15 protein-coding genes and 1 riboswitch are annotated in these 15,040 nt (G+C 76.9%); of the genes, 10 read left to right on the top strand and 5 right to left on the bottom strand.

Annotation, left to right across the window (positions count from 1 at the left end; translation table 11 throughout):
• Positions 1 to 107 precede the first annotated feature (107 nt).
• From ACFVNO_RS15405 to ACFVNO_RS15390, 4 genes are all read left to right on the top strand, one after another.
• Positions 108 to 635 carry a GNAT family N-acetyltransferase gene (locus ACFVNO_RS15405; protein WP_355268192.1) on the top strand — a complete coding sequence of 176 codons (528 nt, stop codon included), beginning with the start codon at positions 108 to 110 and terminating at the stop codon, positions 633 to 635.
• Positions 636 to 855: 220 nt separating this feature from the next.
• A complete protein-coding gene (locus tag ACFVNO_RS15400) occupies positions 856 to 2,349 on the top strand; it encodes an aminopeptidase P family protein (protein WP_355268195.1) in 1,494 nt (497 codons plus the stop codon).
• A gap of 133 nt (positions 2,350 to 2,482) precedes the next feature.
• Positions 2,483 to 2,890, top strand: a complete 408-nt coding sequence (locus tag ACFVNO_RS15395) for a YciI family protein (protein ID WP_378893034.1) — start codon at positions 2,483 to 2,485, stop codon at positions 2,888 to 2,890.
• Entirely contained in the window at positions 2,881 to 4,119 is a 1,239-nt protein-coding gene (locus ACFVNO_RS15390; RefSeq protein ID WP_378893031.1) for an RNA polymerase sigma factor, read from the top strand. The genes ACFVNO_RS15395 and ACFVNO_RS15390 overlap by 10 nt, the downstream gene beginning before the upstream one ends.
• A gap of 21 nt (positions 4,120 to 4,140) precedes the next feature.
• On the opposite strand, the gene ACFVNO_RS15385 is transcribed toward ACFVNO_RS15390, so the two are convergent.
• From ACFVNO_RS15385 to ACFVNO_RS15375, 3 genes are read right to left on the bottom strand one after another with little or no spacing between them, the layout of a single operon-like run.
• Complete coding sequence (locus tag ACFVNO_RS15385) at positions 4,141 to 4,566, bottom strand: GNAT family N-acetyltransferase (protein WP_378893028.1); 426 nt, start codon at positions 4,564 to 4,566, stop codon at positions 4,141 to 4,143.
• A gap of 47 nt (positions 4,567 to 4,613) precedes the next feature.
• Positions 4,614 to 5,987, bottom strand: coding sequence for an ATP-binding protein (locus ACFVNO_RS15380; RefSeq protein WP_378893025.1), 1,374 nt, complete (start codon positions 5,985 to 5,987; stop codon positions 4,614 to 4,616).
• Positions 5,984 to 6,649 carry a response regulator transcription factor gene (locus ACFVNO_RS15375; protein ID WP_220560750.1) on the bottom strand — a complete coding sequence of 222 codons (666 nt, stop codon included), beginning with the start codon at positions 6,647 to 6,649 and terminating at the stop codon, positions 5,984 to 5,986. The genes ACFVNO_RS15380 and ACFVNO_RS15375 overlap by 4 nt, the downstream gene beginning before the upstream one ends.
• A gap of 123 nt (positions 6,650 to 6,772) precedes the next feature.
• Between ACFVNO_RS15375 and ACFVNO_RS15370 the strand changes: the two genes are divergently transcribed.
• Both ACFVNO_RS15370 and ACFVNO_RS15365 read left to right on the top strand, forming a co-directional pair.
• Positions 6,773 to 7,552, top strand: coding sequence for a PepSY domain-containing protein (locus ACFVNO_RS15370; protein ID WP_378893021.1), 780 nt, complete (start codon positions 6,773 to 6,775; stop codon positions 7,550 to 7,552).
• Positions 7,553 to 7,690: 138 nt separating this feature from the next.
• A complete protein-coding gene (locus tag ACFVNO_RS15365; RefSeq protein ID WP_378893018.1) occupies positions 7,691 to 8,770 on the top strand; it encodes a hypothetical protein in 1,080 nt (359 codons plus the stop codon).
• Here the strand turns inward: ACFVNO_RS15365 and ACFVNO_RS15360 are convergent.
• Both ACFVNO_RS15360 and ACFVNO_RS15355 read right to left on the bottom strand, forming a co-directional pair.
• Positions 8,767 to 9,726: an oxidoreductase gene (locus ACFVNO_RS15360; protein ID WP_355268215.1), complete on the bottom strand. Its 960-nt coding sequence runs from the start codon at positions 9,724 to 9,726 to the stop codon at positions 8,767 to 8,769. The genes ACFVNO_RS15365 and ACFVNO_RS15360 overlap by 4 nt on opposite strands.
• A 270-nt stretch (positions 9,727 to 9,996) precedes the next feature.
• The gene (locus ACFVNO_RS15355) at positions 9,997 to 10,833 is read right to left on the bottom strand and encodes a hypothetical protein (RefSeq protein WP_378893015.1); all 837 of its coding nucleotides are present in this window, start codon (positions 10,831 to 10,833) and stop codon (positions 9,997 to 9,999) included.
• 117 nt (positions 10,834 to 10,950) lie between these two features.
• A riboswitch (cobalamin riboswitch) is annotated at positions 10,951 to 11,159 on the top strand.
• Between the two features lie 52 nt (positions 11,160 to 11,211).
• Here ACFVNO_RS15355 and ACFVNO_RS15350 point away from each other — a divergent pair.
• Genes ACFVNO_RS15350 through cobM form a run of 4 tightly spaced genes read left to right on the top strand, consistent with a single transcriptional unit; the run spans position 11,212 to position 15,039 of the window.
• A complete protein-coding gene (locus ACFVNO_RS15350; RefSeq protein ID WP_378893012.1) occupies positions 11,212 to 12,087 on the top strand; it encodes a nitrite reductase in 876 nt (291 codons plus the stop codon).
• Complete coding sequence (locus tag ACFVNO_RS15345) at positions 12,084 to 12,749, top strand: precorrin-8X methylmutase (protein ID WP_378893009.1); 666 nt, start codon at positions 12,084 to 12,086, stop codon at positions 12,747 to 12,749. Before ACFVNO_RS15350 ends, ACFVNO_RS15345 begins: the two co-directional genes overlap by 4 nt.
• The gene (locus tag ACFVNO_RS15340) at positions 12,746 to 14,287 is read left to right on the top strand and encodes a precorrin-2 C(20)-methyltransferase (RefSeq protein WP_220560757.1); all 1,542 of its coding nucleotides are present in this window, start codon (positions 12,746 to 12,748) and stop codon (positions 14,285 to 14,287) included. The genes ACFVNO_RS15345 and ACFVNO_RS15340 overlap by 4 nt, the downstream gene beginning before the upstream one ends.
• Positions 14,272 to 15,039, top strand: coding sequence for a precorrin-4 C(11)-methyltransferase (gene cobM / locus ACFVNO_RS15335; RefSeq protein ID WP_355268230.1), 768 nt, complete (start codon positions 14,272 to 14,274; stop codon positions 15,037 to 15,039). Before ACFVNO_RS15340 ends, cobM begins: the two co-directional genes overlap by 16 nt.
• Position 15,040 lies beyond the last annotated feature (1 nt).

The following is a 15,040-nucleotide window of genomic DNA, read 5'->3' as shown; positions in this document are numbered from 1 at the left end:
AGGCCCCGCCGCCCGGGGGTGACATTCGCCGCGTGGCGGGGCGCTCCGGGCGCCGGTAGCATTCCCGGCGGGCGTCCACGGGCGCCCTTTCGCACGGGGGAGGGGCCATGGCACAGGACGGGACGACGGCGGGAACGGCCGAGGCCGCGGACGTGCGCATGCTCACCGTCCACCACGACGACCCCCGGGTCCAGGGCCTGCTCGACGGCCTGCTGGAGGAGTACACCGAGCGCTACGGCGCCGAGGGCGCCGCGAGCGAGCTGTCCCGCTACCCGGTCTCGGAGTTCGCCGCGCCCCACGGCCGGATCGTGCTCGCCGAACTGGACGGCGAGGTCGTCGCCGGGGGAGCGCTGCGCCCCTACGCCCCGGGCGGCGGCGAGCGCCCCGGCACCGCCGAGTTCAAGCGCATCTGGACCTCCGCCCGGCACCGGCGGCGCGGCCTGGGCCGCCGGGTCATGACCGCCCTGGAGGACGCCGCCCGCGCCCTGGGCTACCGCGACGTCATCCTGTTCACCGGCCCCAACCAGCCCGAGGCGGTCGCCCTGTACGAGCGCATCGGCTACCGGTGGACGGACCCCGCGACCATCGCCGACCTGCCCTATCCGAAGGCCATCCCCTTCGTGCACGGGCTCTGAACCCGGCCGGGTCCGGAGCACCCGTCCCCACCTGCGCCGATCGCGGTCACAGGGGCATAACGGGGTGTGCTCGGGCGTTATGGGGTTCGCTATGTCCGCGCGACGGCCACGGCGCCGCCCGCCGCCGTACGATGGGCGCCGAGACCGCCGCCGGCGAGCCGTCCGGCCGCCCACCCGCGGCGGCGGCCCCACACCGACGCACGACGAGGAGAGTCACGACGTGAGCGAGCAGCAGCGCCCCGGAGCCGACATGGGCACCTTCGTGTTCACGCCACGCAAGAACGGCCAGGCGCAGTCGGTCTCCGACGAGCTCGCCGCGTGGATGACCACCGGGTGGGCCGACACCGAGCGCCGCGACCTGGAGCCCATCGAGCAGGCCGGGCACACCGCCCGCCGCCGCGCCGCGCTCAGCGCCGCCTTCCCCGGCGAGCGGCTCGTCGTCCCCGCCGGACAGCTGCTCACCCGCTCCAACGACACCGAGTACCCCTTCCGCGCCGCCAGCGACTACGCCTACCTCACCGGCGACACCTCCGACGGCGGCTGCCTGGTCCTGACCCCGCGCGCCGACGGCGGCCACGACGCCGTCCTCTACCTCAAGCCGCGCTCCAACCGCGAGAACGGCGAGTTCTGGCTCGGCGGCTACGGCGAGCTGTGGACCGGCCGCCGCAACAGCCTGGCCGAGGCCGCCGACCTGTTCGGCGTGCCCACCGCCGACGTCACCACGCTCACCGGCGTCCTGGCCGCCACCGACACCGCCGTGCGCATCGTCCGCGGCCACGACGCCGAGCTCGACGCCGTCATCGACGGGGTGCGCGCCGACACCGACGAGGAGGCCCGCGCCAAGTCGGCCTCCCTGGACGAGGAGCTCGCCGTCACCCTGGCCGACCACCGCCTGGTCAAGGACGAGTGGGAGATCGCCCAGCTCCAGCTGGCCGTCGACGCCACCGCCCGCGGCTTCGAGGACGTCGCCAAGACCCTGCCGCAGGCCAAGGACACCTCCGAGCGGTTCATCGAGGGCACGTTCTTCCTGCGCGCCCGCGTGGAGGGCAACGACGTCGGCTACGGCACCATCGCCGCCTCCGGCGCCAACGCCACCACCCTGCACTGGACCCGCAACGACGGCCCCGTCCGCGACGGCGACCTGCTGCTGCTGGACGCCGGTGTGGAGACCACCACCCTGTACACCGCCGACGTCACCCGCACCATGCCGGTCTCGGGCACCTTCACCGACACCCAGCGCAAGGTGTACGACCTGGTGTACGCCGCCCAGGAGGCCGGCATCGCGGCCGTCGCCCCCGGCGCCCCGTTCATCGCCTTCCACCAGGCCGCCCAGCGGGTGCTGGCCGAGGGCCTGATCGAGTGGGGCCTGCTGGAGGGCCCGGTGGACCGCGTCCTGGAGCTGGGGCTCCAGCGCCGTTACACCCTGCACGGCACCGGCCACATGCTCGGCCTGGACGTGCACGACTGCGCGGTCTCCCGCCAGGAGGTCCACCTGTACGGCGACCTGAAGCCCGGCATGGTCCTCACCGTCGAGCCCGGCCTGTACTTCCAGGCCGACGACCTGACCGTCCCCGAGGAGCTGCGCGGCATCGGCGTGCGCATCGAGGACGACGTCCTGGTCACCGAGGACGGGCGCGCCGTCCTGTCGGCCGCGCTGCCGCGCTCCTCCGCCGAGGTCGAGGCCTGGCTGGCCGAGCGCCTGCCGCGCTCCTGACCCCCGGTCCGCCCCCGGGCCGCCCGCGCCGTCCCCCGGCGCGGGCGGCCCGGATCTTTTTTCCGACGATTCCCGCGGACGGCTGTCGAATCCCCGGCCCGTCGATCGTCACCCTTGCGAACCGCCCTCCCGGGTGGTCACGTGGAACGACGACGAGGAAGAGGAACCCGCCATGCGCTACGCGCTGCTGCTGCACAACGCCGAACCCGCCGAGGGCGAGATCCCGCAGGAGGCCGTCGAGGCCGTGCAGGAGGCCTTCGGCGCCTACGGCCGAGCCCTGGAGGCCGCCGGCGTGCTGGTCGCCGCCGAGGTCCTGGCGACCCCGCGCGTCACCACCACGCTCACCCGCCGCGAGGGCGGGCTGCGCGTCCAGGACGGCCCCTTCGCCGACACCAAGGAGGCACTGGCCGGGGTGTTCGTCATCGACGTGCCCGACCTGGACGCCGCCCTGGCCTGGGCCGAGAAGTGCCCGGGCGCCCAGTACGGGGTCCTGGAGGTCCGACCCGCCGCCACCTCCTACATCGACGGCGCATGGACCTGACCGCCGGTCCCGCGGTGCGGGCCGCCCGCGCGGCCCGCACCTCCCACGGGCGCCTGCTCGCCCTGCTGGCCGCGCCCACCGGAGACCTGCCCGCCGCCGAGGACGCCCTCGCCGACGCCTACGAGCGCGCCCTCACGGCCTGGCCGCGCGACGGCGTTCCCGCCGACCCCGACGCCTGGCTGTTCACGGTGGCCCGCAACCGGCTCCGCGACCACTGGCGGTCGGCCGCCGTGCGCACCGGGGTGCCGCTGGACCCGGACCGGCACGCCCCGGCCGCCGACGCCACACCCGACGTGGACGCCGTCGGCGACCGCCGCCTGGAACTGATGCTGGTGTGCGCCCACCCGGCGGTCGACCCCGCCGTGCGCACCCCGCTCATGCTCAACACCGTCCTGGGCCTGACGGTCGCCCGCATCGCCCCCGCGTTCGCCCTGCCCGCGCCCACCCTGGCCGCCCGGCTCACCCGGGCCAAGAAGCGGATCAAGGAGGCGGGCGTGCCCTTCCGCATCCCCGACCGGGACGCCCTGCCCGAACGGCTGGACCACGTCCTTGAGGCGGTCTACGGCGCCCACGCCGTCGACTGGGAGATCGGCGGCACCGAACCCCGCACCGGCCTGACCGCCGAGGCCCTGGACCTGGCCGAGGTCCTCGCACGGCTGGTCCCCGACAGCGCCGAGGCCCACGGCCTGGCCGCGCTCATCGCCCTGGCGGCGGCCCGCGCCCCCGCCCGCCTGGACGGACGGGGCCGCCCGGTCCCCCCGGCCGAACAGGACACCGGCCGCTGGGACCGCGCGCTCATCGAGCGCGGCCGCGCCCACCTGCGCGCCGCCCACGCCCTGGGCGCCGTCGGCCGCTTCCAGCTGGAGGCCGCCGCCCAGGCGGTGCACTGCGCCCGCGCCGACACCGGCACGGTCGCCTGGGAGCACCTGCGCGAGCTGTACCGGCACCTGCACCGGCTGGCCCCCACCCTGGGGTCGGCGACCGCGCTGGCCGCCGTCACCGCCGAGACCGACGGGCCCGCCGCGGGCCTGGCCCTGCTGGAGGAGGAGACGGCGCCCTGGGGCGCGCGGGCCGCGCGCTTCGCCCCCGCCTGGGCGGTGCGCGCCCACCTGCTGCGGGCCCCGGGCCGCACCGGCCCGGCCCGCGCCGCCTACGACAGGGCGGTCTCGCTCACCACGGACCCCGGTGCCCGCTCCCGCCTGGAGGAGGAGCGCGCTCGGTCGGGCTGACCCGTCCGGTGAGGGCGCCCCTCAGCCGAACCGCACGAACGCCCGCAGCGGCGGGCTGTGGTCGTGCGCCTCCGTGAACCCGAGGGCCTCGTAGAACGCCCGCTGCCGGTCCTCGTCGTCGGTGAGCAGCACCCGCTGCCGGACGCCGGGGTACCCGGCGAACAACTCCTCCAGCAGCCGCCGCCCCAGACCGCCGCGCTGCTCTCCGGGGGCCACCAGCACGTCCTGGAGGTACACGACGGTCGCCCCGTCGGAGACCGACCGGGCCAGCCCCACCAGCCGGCCGTCCCTGCGGGCCGCCACCACCCGGTGGGACCCGGCCAGGGCCCGCACCAGCCCCTCCGGATCGCGGGTGTAGGCGTCCCAGCCCACCGACCCGTACAGCTCCAGCACCTCGTCGCGCGCCAGCTCCGGCGCCGCACAGGCGCGCACCTCCACCCCGGCCACGGACCGCCCTCCCGTCCTCGTCTCCGAAAGGGGGAGTCTGGCACGGATCAGGCGGTGGCGCGCGGCAGGGTGATGGTCACGGACGTGCCCGACGGGCCGCTGTCCAGGTCCACCCGGCCGCCCTGGGCCGCCACCAGCGAGCGCACCACGGCCAGGCCCAGCCCGGCGATCCGCCCGCCCCCGCCCGCGCGCGTGGTCACGAACGGCTCGAACACCCGCGGCAGCACGTCCGGGTCGATGCCCGGGCCGTCGTCGGCCACCACCAGCGCCACCCCGTCGCCGGTGCCGTGCGCGGACACCTCCACCCGGGTCCCCTCCGGGGTGTGGTCCACCGCGTTCCCGATCAGGTTGGCCAGGCACTGCTCCAACCGGGCCTGGTCGCCCAGCAGCACCTCCGGCGGCGGCTCGGCCACGGTGACCGCCCCCCGCGCGGGCAGCGCCCGCGCGCGCGAGCGCACCTCGTCGAACAGGTCGGGCAGGAACACCGGCTCCCGGGCGGCGTCGATCTCGTCGCCGCCGCGCGCCACCGCCATCAGGTCCTCCAGCACCCGGCGCAGCCGCACCAGCTCGGCGCGCACGATCTGCGCCTCCGGGCCGCCCAGCAGCTCCAGGTGCCCCTCGGCGACCGCCAGCGGGGTGCGCACCTCGTGCGAGATCACCGACAGGTAGCGCCGCCGGTCGGCCTCGGCCCCCTCGATCCGGTCCAGCATGCGGTTGATCTCCCCGGCCAGCTCGCCGATCTCGTCCCGGGTGCCGGGAACGGGCACCCGTGCCGCCAGGTCGGCGGGGGAGACCTCCTTGGCCGCCGCCGACACCTCCCGCACCGGCCGCAGCGTGCGCCGCACCACCGCCCACAGCAGCAGCCCGCCCCCGGCCAGGCCCACCGCGCCCGCCGCGCCGACGCTCGCCAGCACCGCGCCGGCCGCGTCCCGCGACGGCTCCAGCGGCGCCGCCACCGTCACCACCGCCACCTGCGCGCCGTCCCCGTCCACCACGGCGGTGTCCATCACCCGCAGCGGCCCGACGCCGCTGTCCACCGTGCGCAGGGAGCCCGGTTCCACCGGCGGCGCCCCGGGGCCGCTCAGCAGCGTCGCCACCGGTCCCGGCCCCCCGGTGCTCTGCAGCCGGACCCCGCCCGCGGACACCAGCGTCACGTGCCGGGCCCCGCTCGGCCGCGTCGCCAGCGCCTGCCGCGCCGCCCGCTGCGCCTCCGGACCCGACACCACCCCGTCGATCCCGGCGGCCTCGGGCAGCCGGTTCCCCAGCGCCTCGCCCACCAGCGCCGCCTCCTCCTGGAGCAGCCGGTCCACGTCGGCCCGGCCCGACACCCGCACCAGCTCGTAGGTGAGCAGGGCCACCCCGCCGATCACCAGCGCCATCACCAGCAGGGCCCGGAGCACCACCCGGGCGGTGAGGTTCACCGGTCACCGCCGTCCAGCCGGTAACCGACCCCGCGCACCGTCACGATCCGCTCCGCGCCGAGCTTGCGGCGCAGCTGGCTGACGTACACCTCCACCACGTTCGACGCCCCGTCGAAGTCGTAGCCCCACACCCGGTCCAGCAGCTGGGGCTGGGAGAACACCTGCCCCGGGTGGCGCACCAGCACCTCCAGCAGGCCGAACTCGCGCGCCGACAGGGTGACGGTGGCCCCGTCCACCGACGCGGTGCGCGCCCCCAGGTCCAGCACGATCCCCCCGGCGGCCAGCACGTCCGCGCGCTCCTGGCCGCCGGTGCGCAGCCGGGCCCGGACCCGGGCCAGCAGCTCGCTCACGCTGAAGGGCTTGACCATGTAGTCGTCGGCCCCGGCGTCCAGGTTCGCGACCCGGTCGCTCACGGCGTCCTTGGCGGTCAGCACGATCACCGGAACCGAGGGGCGGCGGCTCCGCAGCCGGCGCAGCACCTCCTCGCCCGGGATGCCCGGCAGGCCCAGGTCCAGCACCACCAGCTCGACGTCGGGGGACAGGGCCATCGTCAGCCCGTCGATGCCGTCGGAGGCGACCAGCACCCGGTGCCCGGCGCTCTCCAGCCCGCGCCGCACGAAGGAGACGATGCCCTCCTCGTCCTCCACCACCAGAATCGCCACGCCCCCGCGCCCCTTTCCCCCGCCTGTCGTGGCCCAGCCTCCCAGGGGGCACTGAGCCGTTCCTGAGCGCAACATGAAGAAGGTCTTCAGGTTGCACTCATGTCCCCATCATCCCGCCGTCCCATGCTGGAGTCAGTGAACGGGACCTCCACGGGTAAGGACACCATGATGCAGAAGCGGACCACGATCCTCCTCGCCACCTCCGCGGCCGGGCTGCTGGCCGTCGGCGCGGTCGGCGGCTACCTGCTGCTCGACGACCCCGAGCAGCAGATCCAGCCGATCAGCCTGACCGGTTTCTCCTCCGGCGGCGCCCCGGCGGCCGCCCCCGCCGACGGCGACGGCGGCACCTCGGCCACCCGGTCCGTCGAGGGCCTGGAGCAGCTCACCGGCGAGCTGCGCGCCGACGACGACCAGGACCGGGACGAGGACCACGACGACTGGAGCGTGGCCGGGGTGGACGTCGACTTCGGCCCCGAGGAGTGGCTGCTGACCGACCCGGTCCTGGAGGACTACGACGGCGACGGCACCGCCGCCCCGCTGCTGGAGGAGCTGCGCGGGCTGGAGGGCACCGAGGTCACCCTGGGCGTCCGCTACGAGGAGGACGACGACGGCGAGCGCGAGGACGCCGACGTCTACACCGTCAACGGGCTCAACCTGCGCGACCCCGACGGCGGCCCGGCCCCCTGGGACAACTCCGGCACCGAGGGCGAGGCCGACCGCGACGCCGTGTCCGCCGCCGCCGAGGCGGCCGTGGGCGAGGGCGCCCGCGCCGTGGACGCGGACCGCGACGACGAGGACGGCCACCAGGTCTGGGACGTCGAGGTGCACGGCGCCGACGGCCGCGAGTACGACGTCATCGTCGACCTGTCCGGCGAGGTCGTCGACGTCCGCGAGGACGACTGATCCGCTCCCGCCGTCCCGTCCGCCGACGGGACGGCGGGAACGGCACCGCCGGGACGGCCGGGGGTGGGCCCGGGGACACCCCGGGGGTAGGGCCCGCCGTAGTGACCGGCCGGTGCGCCGTCGGCCAGGCTCGATGCCATGACCGAGAACGCCCGTCCGCCCGGCACGCTTCTCCGCCTGCCGCCCGTCCTGGGACTGCTCCTGCTCGCCCCGGTCTGCGCCGAGTACCTCTACGGCTACGACGACTCGACCGGCGACCCGCGGGAGCTCCTGGGCGGGCTGTTCCTCTTCGCGCCCCTGTACGGCGGGGCCGCCGTGCTCATCCGCGAGGTCGTCCGCAGGACCGGGCGCGGGTGGCCGGCCGTCCTGCTGCTGGGCGCCGCCTTCGGCGTGGTCCAGGCGGGGCTCGTGGACCTGTCGCTGTTCAACCCGTCCTACCGCGGCATCCCGTACTGGGAGGACATGTTCTCCTCCTCCCTGCTGCCGGCCCCGGGTGTGAACCCCAACCTGGCGCTCGTCTTCACGGCGGGGCACGCGGTCTGGAGCGTCACCGTGCCGATCGCGGTCGTCGAGTCGCTCGCCCCCCGGACGGCCGCCCGGCCGTGGCTGGGGTGGTTCGGGCTGGCCGTGGTCGCGGCCGGGTTCGCGGCCGCCGCCGTGCTCGTGCTGCGGTGGTCCGTGGAGACCGAGGGGTTCGTGCCCTCCGCCGGGCAGGCCGTCGGCGCGGCCGCGGCGGCGCTCGCCCTGGGCGCCGCGGCCTTCCTGTGGCGCGGGCCCGCCCGGCCCGACCCGCGGCCCGCGCCCCCGCCGTGGGCGGTCGGCGGCACCGTCCTGGCGGCGCTGGGCCTGCCCGGGGCGGTCGCGCACCTGCTGCGGGCGGTCGGCCTGGGGGAGGGGCCGTGGCGGATCGCGGACTCGTCCTGGTTCCTCATCGGCTGGCCGGGGTTCGCGGTCAACCTGGCCGTCCTGGGCGGCCTCGCCGTGCTGCTGGCCCGCTGGTCGGCCCGGGCGGGCTGGGGACCCCGCCACGTGCTCGCCGCAGCGGGCGGCGCCCTGCTCGCCAACGTGTTCACGGCCTTCCTCGCCCGCCCCATCGGCGACGTGGCGGCGGCCGCCAAGTACACCCACAACACGGTCGCCCTCCTCGGCTCGCTCGCGGTGCTCGCCCTGGGCTTTCGCCGCCTCCGGAAGGCCCGGCCGCCCACGCCCGGGTCCTAGAGAACGGCGCCGACGCCGGTGGCGCCAGCGGACCACCACCACAGCCGCTCCGCGGCCCCGCGGTCCAGCACCCACGGTTTGACCCCGCCCCTGAGCATGTCGTCGGAGTCCGCGGGCGCGGCGATGTCGCAGTCCTGGCAGTAGGCCCCGCCGTGCCCCTCCAGCAGCGGAGAAGTCGCCGCCCACACCGCCGTCGCCGCGCCCTGTTCGGGGGTCTTGAACCCGGGGGCGGGCCGGTCGTCCTCCCCGACCACCCACCCCAGTCGGCGCCGGGTTCGCAGCGGTACCTCCCGTTGCAGCGGGGTGAGGATGCTGCCCGGGTGCACCGAGAACGCGTGCGCCCCGCGCGGCGCCAACAGGCCGTCCAGGTGCAGTGCGGCCAGGGACACCGCCGTCTTGGACTGGCCGTAGGCGGTCCACTGGTCGTACGCGTCGGGCTGGGCGAAGTGCGGGTCCTCCCAGCGCATGTCCGACAGGAAGTGCCCGGCCGACGACAGCCCCACCACCCGCGCACCCTCCGCCAGGGCCGGTGCCAGCAGCGCCGTCAACGTGAAGTGCCCCAGGTGGTGCACCGCAAGGTGGGCCTCCCACCCCGGGCCCACCGCCGTGCGCGGTCCCCGCATGATCCCCGCCGCGTTGATGACCAGGTCGACGGGCCGCCCGGCCGCGCGCACCTCCCCGGCCAGGCGGCGGACGTCGGCCTGGTCGGTCAGGTCGAGCGCCGCCACCGAGACCCGGGGGAGATCCGCGAGCGCCTCTCGTGCCCGGTCGGGGCGGCGCGCGGGCACCAGCACCTCGGCACCGGCCCGGACCAGGGAACGGGTCATCTCCAGGCCCAGGCCCGAGTACCCGCCGGTGACCACGGCGAACCGGCCGCCCAGATCGGTGTCGGCGAGCACGTCGTCGGCCGTCGAGTCGTGTCCGAACCCGCTGTGCAGGGGAGTGGGAGTTTCCATGCCCGCGATGCTGCCTCCTGGAGTGCGCTCCAGGTCAAGCGGCGCCGCGGACCCGGCCGAGGGCGTTCCGGCAGTATTTCCGTGCGTACCGTTGCATGCCGGGGGCGCCCCCCTCGAGCGGACGGAGCGGCTCGGCGGCCTCGGTGATGGGCGTGCGCCTCCTGTGCGGGCTGAGGGGCGGGGGTCGGCCGGGGAGCGGCCTGGGGAGGCCGTACACAGGCGTCCCGTACCCGGAGCCCCGTGGCCGATCACGGCCGCGCCCGGAACCGGTCAGCCGCCGAGCCGTTCCTCGGCCCGGACCCGGGTGGCCCGGTCGGGCGAGGTGCGGGCCGCCGCCAGCAGCCGGGCCCGCAGCGGGGCGGGCAGCGCGGCGATGTCCCGCCGGATCCGCTTGCGGGACCTCCACCCGATCAGGTGCCGCACGGCCCCGGCCTCATGGCGGGCTCCGGCGCGGGGGTCCTCCAGGGCGGCGGCGATCTCCCCGATCGGCACCTCCCCGAGCATCGCTCCCGGCAGGTCCTCGTAGACCGGGTACCCGGAGTAACGGCCGCTCCCCGCCGCGTACCAGGCCAGCACCGCCTGCACCCGGACCACCGGGTCCGGGACCGCCTCGGCCAGCAGTCCGGCGGCCTCGGACCGCAGTTCGGACCCTCCCGCGCTCTGGAGCATCCGCTCCGTCAGGCCGCGCAGCGCCCCGGGCACCGCGGCGACCCAGTCCTCCCTCTCCCGGGCGGCCGCGGCCCGGCGCGCCTCGGCCTCGCGGAACAGGCGCAGCGGCTCCGGGACCCCGTGCCGGTCGAGCCAGGCCAGGAGCCCGGGGCCGTCGGCGAGCAGCGCGTCCCCGTCCCACCCCTCCCAGGACAGGGTCACACCGTGGTGCAGCGCCACCACCGCCAGGGACCGGCCGTCCGGGCCCCGGACGTCGAGCCGCGCCTCCCCGGCGCACGCGCACACCATCCCCGGCAGCGAGCGCACCGCCATCACCGCCCGCAGCTCCTCGCGCGCGCCCGCGTCGGTGAGGCCCACGACGGTCTCCGTGCCGGAGGCCGTGATCCCGAGCGACCCGGCCGCGGCCAGGAGGGCGTCCAGTGCGTGCGGTCCCGCCATCGTGCGACTCCTTCGTCCGTTCACCCCGCAGAACCCGGCGGTCGCACCGTACCGGTCCAGCGGGCCCGTCGTCGGCGGCGGGAAGGCGAGACCGCTGGTCGGAGCCGGAAGCGGACGTTGTACGCTCTTCGGGCCAGTCGTACTCCACTTCGTGGGGCAGGGAACCCGGTGCGAATCCGGGACTGACGCGCAGCGGTGAGGGTGACGGGCGGGCATGTGCCGGGACCTCCGCGTCCCGGACGGCCACTGGGGCGCACCGCCCCGGGAAGGCGCTCCGCTCCGGAAGACCCCGAGTCCGAAGACCTGCTGGCACCGGCGGTGACGGGCCGCCGGGTCACCCGCGGGCCCCGCGTACGGGCCCCGAACCGAAGGACGTGCATGTTCCCCGCGGACGCCCCCGCGCCCCGCACCCGGCGCGACCGCTGCCCCGGCGCGCTCCGGCCCTGGGAGGCCCCGGACGGCCTGCTGGTCCGGCTCCGACTCGTCGGCGGCCGCCTGCCGGCCCGGTCCCTGGCCGCCCTGGCCGCCGTCGCCGAGGAGTTCGGCTCCGGCCGGGTCCACGTGACGGGGCGGGCCAACCTCCAGGTGCGCGCCCTGCCCGGCCGGGACGGGCGCCTCGACCCCGCGGTCCTCGGCGCGCTGGAGGAGACGGGGCTGCTGCCCTCGCCCTCCCACGAACTGGTCCGCAACGTGATGGCCTCGCCGCTCACCGGGCTGTCGGGGGGACGCGCCGACCTGCGCCCCGTCGCCGCCGCCCTGGACGCGGCCCTGTGCTCGGCCCCGCACCGCGCCGCCCTGCCCGGCCGCTTCCTGTTCGTGCTCGACGACGGGCGCGGCGACCTCGTGGAACGCCCCTGCGACCTGGGCCTCACCGCGCTCGACGGGGCCACCGCCCAACTGCGCGTCGGCGACCGCCACGGGCCGGCGGTTCGGCTGGACGGGGCCGCCGACGCCCTCGTGCGCCTGGCCGACCTGTTCCTGGAGCGGCGCGGCGAGGGCCCCACCGCGCCCTGGCACGTGGCCGAGCTCCCCTCCGCGCTGTGCGCGCCGCATCCCCCCGACCCGCGCCTGCCCGCGCCCGCCCCGCCACCGCCGTACGGGCCGCTGCCCGGCGGCGCGCACCACGTCCCCGTCCCGGAGGAGGGCCTGGACCGGGCCGCCGCGGACGCCCTGGCCGCCGACGCCCTCGCCGCGGGCGGCGACCTCGTGGTCACGCCCTGGCGCGGCGTCGTCGTCCCCGGGGCGCGGCGGTGACCGCCCCCCGCCGGCCGAACCGGCACTACGAGTACATCGACGACGGGCCCGCGATCTACACGGACTCCTTCGCCACCATCCGTGCCGAGGTGTCCCTGGGCCACCTGCCCGCCGACGCCGAGCGCCTCGCGGTGCGGATGATCCACGGCACCGGGCAGGTCGACCTCGCCGCCGACCTGGTGGTCCACCCCGGCCTGGTCGGTGCCGCCCGGGCGGCCCTGCGGTCCGGCGCGCCGATCCTGTGCGACGCGACCATGGTCGCCACCGGCGTCACCCGCGGCCGCCTGCCCGCCGACAACGACGTCCTGTGCCTGCTGGGCGACGAGCGGGTCCCCGGCCTGGCCCGGCGCTGGGGCACCACCCGCTCCGCCGCCGCGGTCTCCCTGTGGGAGCCCCGGCTGGAGGGCGCCGTGGTCGCCTTCGGCAACGCCCCCACGGCGCTCTTCCACCTGCTGGAGATGCTCGTCGACGGCGCCCCGCGCCCCGCGGCGATCATCGGCTGCCCGGTCGGCTTCGTCGGCGCCGCCGAGTCCAAGCAGGCCCTGGAGGAGTTCGCCGGCCGCCACGGCATCGACGTCCCCTACGTGCTCGCCCGCGGCCGCCGCGGCGGCTCCGCGATGGCCGCCTCGGCCCTCAACGCCCTCGCGAAGGAGGAGGAATGACCGGCAGGACCGGCAGGTTCCACGGCGTGGGCGTCGGCCCCGGCGACCCTGAGCTGATGACCCTCAAGGCCGCCCGGCTCATCTCGGCCGCCGACGTCGTCGCCTACCACTGCGGCCCGGGCAAGGACTCCAACGCCCGCCGCATCGCCGCCGGCCTGATCCCGGCGGGGGCGGTCCAGGAACGGCTCGTCTACCCGGTGACCACCGGCGCGGCCGACCACCCCGGCGGCTACGAGGGCGCCCTGGCCGACTTCTACGAGGAGTCCGCCGCGCGCCTGGCCGCCCACCTCGACGCGGGGCGCGACGTCGTCCTGCTCTCCGAGGGCGACCCGCTGTTCTACGGGTCCTACATGTACATGCACGACCGCCTGGCCGACCGGTACGAGACCGGGATCGTGCCCGGCGTCCCGGCCTTCGCCGCGGCCGCCGCCACCGCGGCCGCGCCCCTGGCCCGCCAGACGGACGTGCTCACCGTCCTGTCCGGCACCCTGCCCGAACCGGAACTCGCCCGCCGCCTCGCCGACACCGACGCGGCCGTCGTCATGAAGCTCGGCCGGACCTTCCCCGCCGTGCGCCGCGCCCTCGCGGCGGCGGGGCGGCTGGACCACGCCGTGTACGTGGAGCGCGCCTCCATGGAGGGCGGGCGCCGCCTGCCGGCGGCCGAGGTCGACCCCGACACGGTCCCCTACTTCTCCCTCGTCCTGGTCACCGGCGACAGCCGCAACGGCACCCGGTCCCGCGACGGCGCCACAGCGCCCGGGAGCGCCGCCGCGCCGGGGGAGGCCCCCCGGCCCGCGCGCCCGGCGGCCGAGCTGCTGGTCGTCGGCCTGGGGCCCGGGCCCGGCCACTGGCTCACCCCCGAGGCCGGGGAGGCGCTGGCCGGGGTGGACCACGTGGTCGGCTACGGGCCCTACGTCGCCCGCGTCCCCCAGCGCCCGGGGCTGACCCGCCACGCCTCGGGCAACACCGTCGAGCTCGACCGCGCCCGGCACGCCCTGGACCTGGCGGCCCGGGGCGAGCGCGTGGCCGTGGTCTCCGGCGGCGACGCCGGGATCTTCGGCATGGCCACCGCCGTGTTCGAGGCGGCCGAGGACCCCCGGTACCGGGACGTGTCCGTCCGCGTGGTGCCCGGGGTGAGCGCTGTCCAGGCCGTGGCCGCCCGCGCGGGCGCCCCCGTCGGCGGCGACTTCGCCGTCATGAGCCTCTCGGACCGCCTCAAACCCTGGAAGGTCGTCGAGCACCGGCTGCGCGCCGTCGCCGACGCCGACCTGGCCCTGGCCCTGTACAACCCCGCCTCGCGCTCGCGCACCGAGCAGATCGCCACCGCGCGCCGCGTCCTGCTGGAGCACCGCGACCCCGACACGGTGGTCGTGGTGGGCCGGGACGTGGGCCGCGACGGGGAGTCGCTGGAGGTGACCACCCTGGCCGGGCTCGACCCCGCGGCGGTCGACATGCGCTGCCTGCTCATCGTCGGGGCGTCCGGGACCCGGGTCTCCCCGTCGGGCCGCGTCTGGACCCCCCGGTGGGTGAAGCCGTGACCGTGCACTTCGTGGGCGCCGGACCCGGGGCGGCGGACCTGCTCACCGTGCGCGCCACGCGCATGCTCGGCGCGGCCGACGTGGTGCTCTACCCCGGGACGTACCTGGACCCCGGGGTCCTCTCCCACTGCGCGCCCGGGGCGGAGCTGGTGGACACCCAGGGCCTGGACCTGGACCGCATCACCGAACGCCTGGTGGGAGCCCACCGGGCCGGCTCCGACGTCGTGCGGCTGACCTCGGGGGACCCGTCCCTTTACTCCGCGCTCGCCGAGCAGACCCGCAGGCTCGACGCGCACGGGGTGCCGTGGGACGTCACCCCGGGCGTGCCCGCCTACGCCGCCGCCGCGGCCCTGGCGGGGAGGGAGCTGACCGTGCCCCTGGTCGCGCAGTCGGTGGTCCTCACCCGGACCCGGGCGCGGTCCACGGCCATGCCGGACACCGAGACCCTGGCCGCGTTCGCCGCCACCCGGGCCACCCTGGTCCTGCACCTGGCGATCACCCGGGTGCGGGCGCTCATGGGGGAGCTCGCCCCCGAGTACGGGGCGGACTGCCCGGTGGTCGTCGTCCACCGGGCCAGCCAGCCGGGCGAGGCGGTCCTGCGCGGGACGGTGGCCGACATCGCCGACCGGGTCGAGGAGGCCGGGTTCCGGCAGGCGGCGGTCATCCTGGTCGGACGGGCCCTGGACCCGCGGGGCGGCGGGGAGTCCTTCCTCTACGACCCCGCCCGGCCCCGGCCGGCGGACGGCGGATAGG

It is taken from the genome of Nocardiopsis sp. NPDC057823 (genome assembly GCF_042797335.1).
In the GTDB taxonomy this organism is placed as follows: domain Bacteria; phylum Actinomycetota; class Actinomycetes; order Streptosporangiales; family Streptosporangiaceae; genus Nocardiopsis; species Nocardiopsis changdeensis.
The sequence above is the reverse complement of the archived record's forward strand: the minus strand, read 5'-3'. Positions and strand labels throughout refer to the sequence as shown.

Coding starts and splice junctions, on each gene's coding strand:
- ACFVNO_RS15350 (WP_378893012.1), top strand. CDS start 11,212: ATGTTCCCCGCGGACGCCCCCGCGCCCCGCACCCGGCGCGACCGCTGC.
- ACFVNO_RS15355 (WP_378893015.1), bottom strand. CDS start 10,833: ATGGCGGGACCGCACGCACTGGACGCCCTCCTGGCCGCGGCCGGGTCG.
- ACFVNO_RS15405 (WP_355268192.1), top strand. CDS start 108: ATGGCACAGGACGGGACGACGGCGGGAACGGCCGAGGCCGCGGACGTG.
- ACFVNO_RS15370 (WP_378893021.1), top strand. CDS start 6,773: ATGCTGGAGTCAGTGAACGGGACCTCCACGGGTAAGGACACCATGATG.
- ACFVNO_RS15390 (WP_378893031.1), top strand. CDS start 2,881: ATGGACCTGACCGCCGGTCCCGCGGTGCGGGCCGCCCGCGCGGCCCGC.
- ACFVNO_RS15365 (WP_378893018.1), top strand. CDS start 7,691: ATGACCGAGAACGCCCGTCCGCCCGGCACGCTTCTCCGCCTGCCGCCC.
- ACFVNO_RS15340 (WP_220560757.1), top strand. CDS start 12,746: ATGACCGGCAGGACCGGCAGGTTCCACGGCGTGGGCGTCGGCCCCGGC.
- ACFVNO_RS15360 (WP_355268215.1), bottom strand. CDS start 9,726: ATGGAAACTCCCACTCCCCTGCACAGCGGGTTCGGACACGACTCGACG.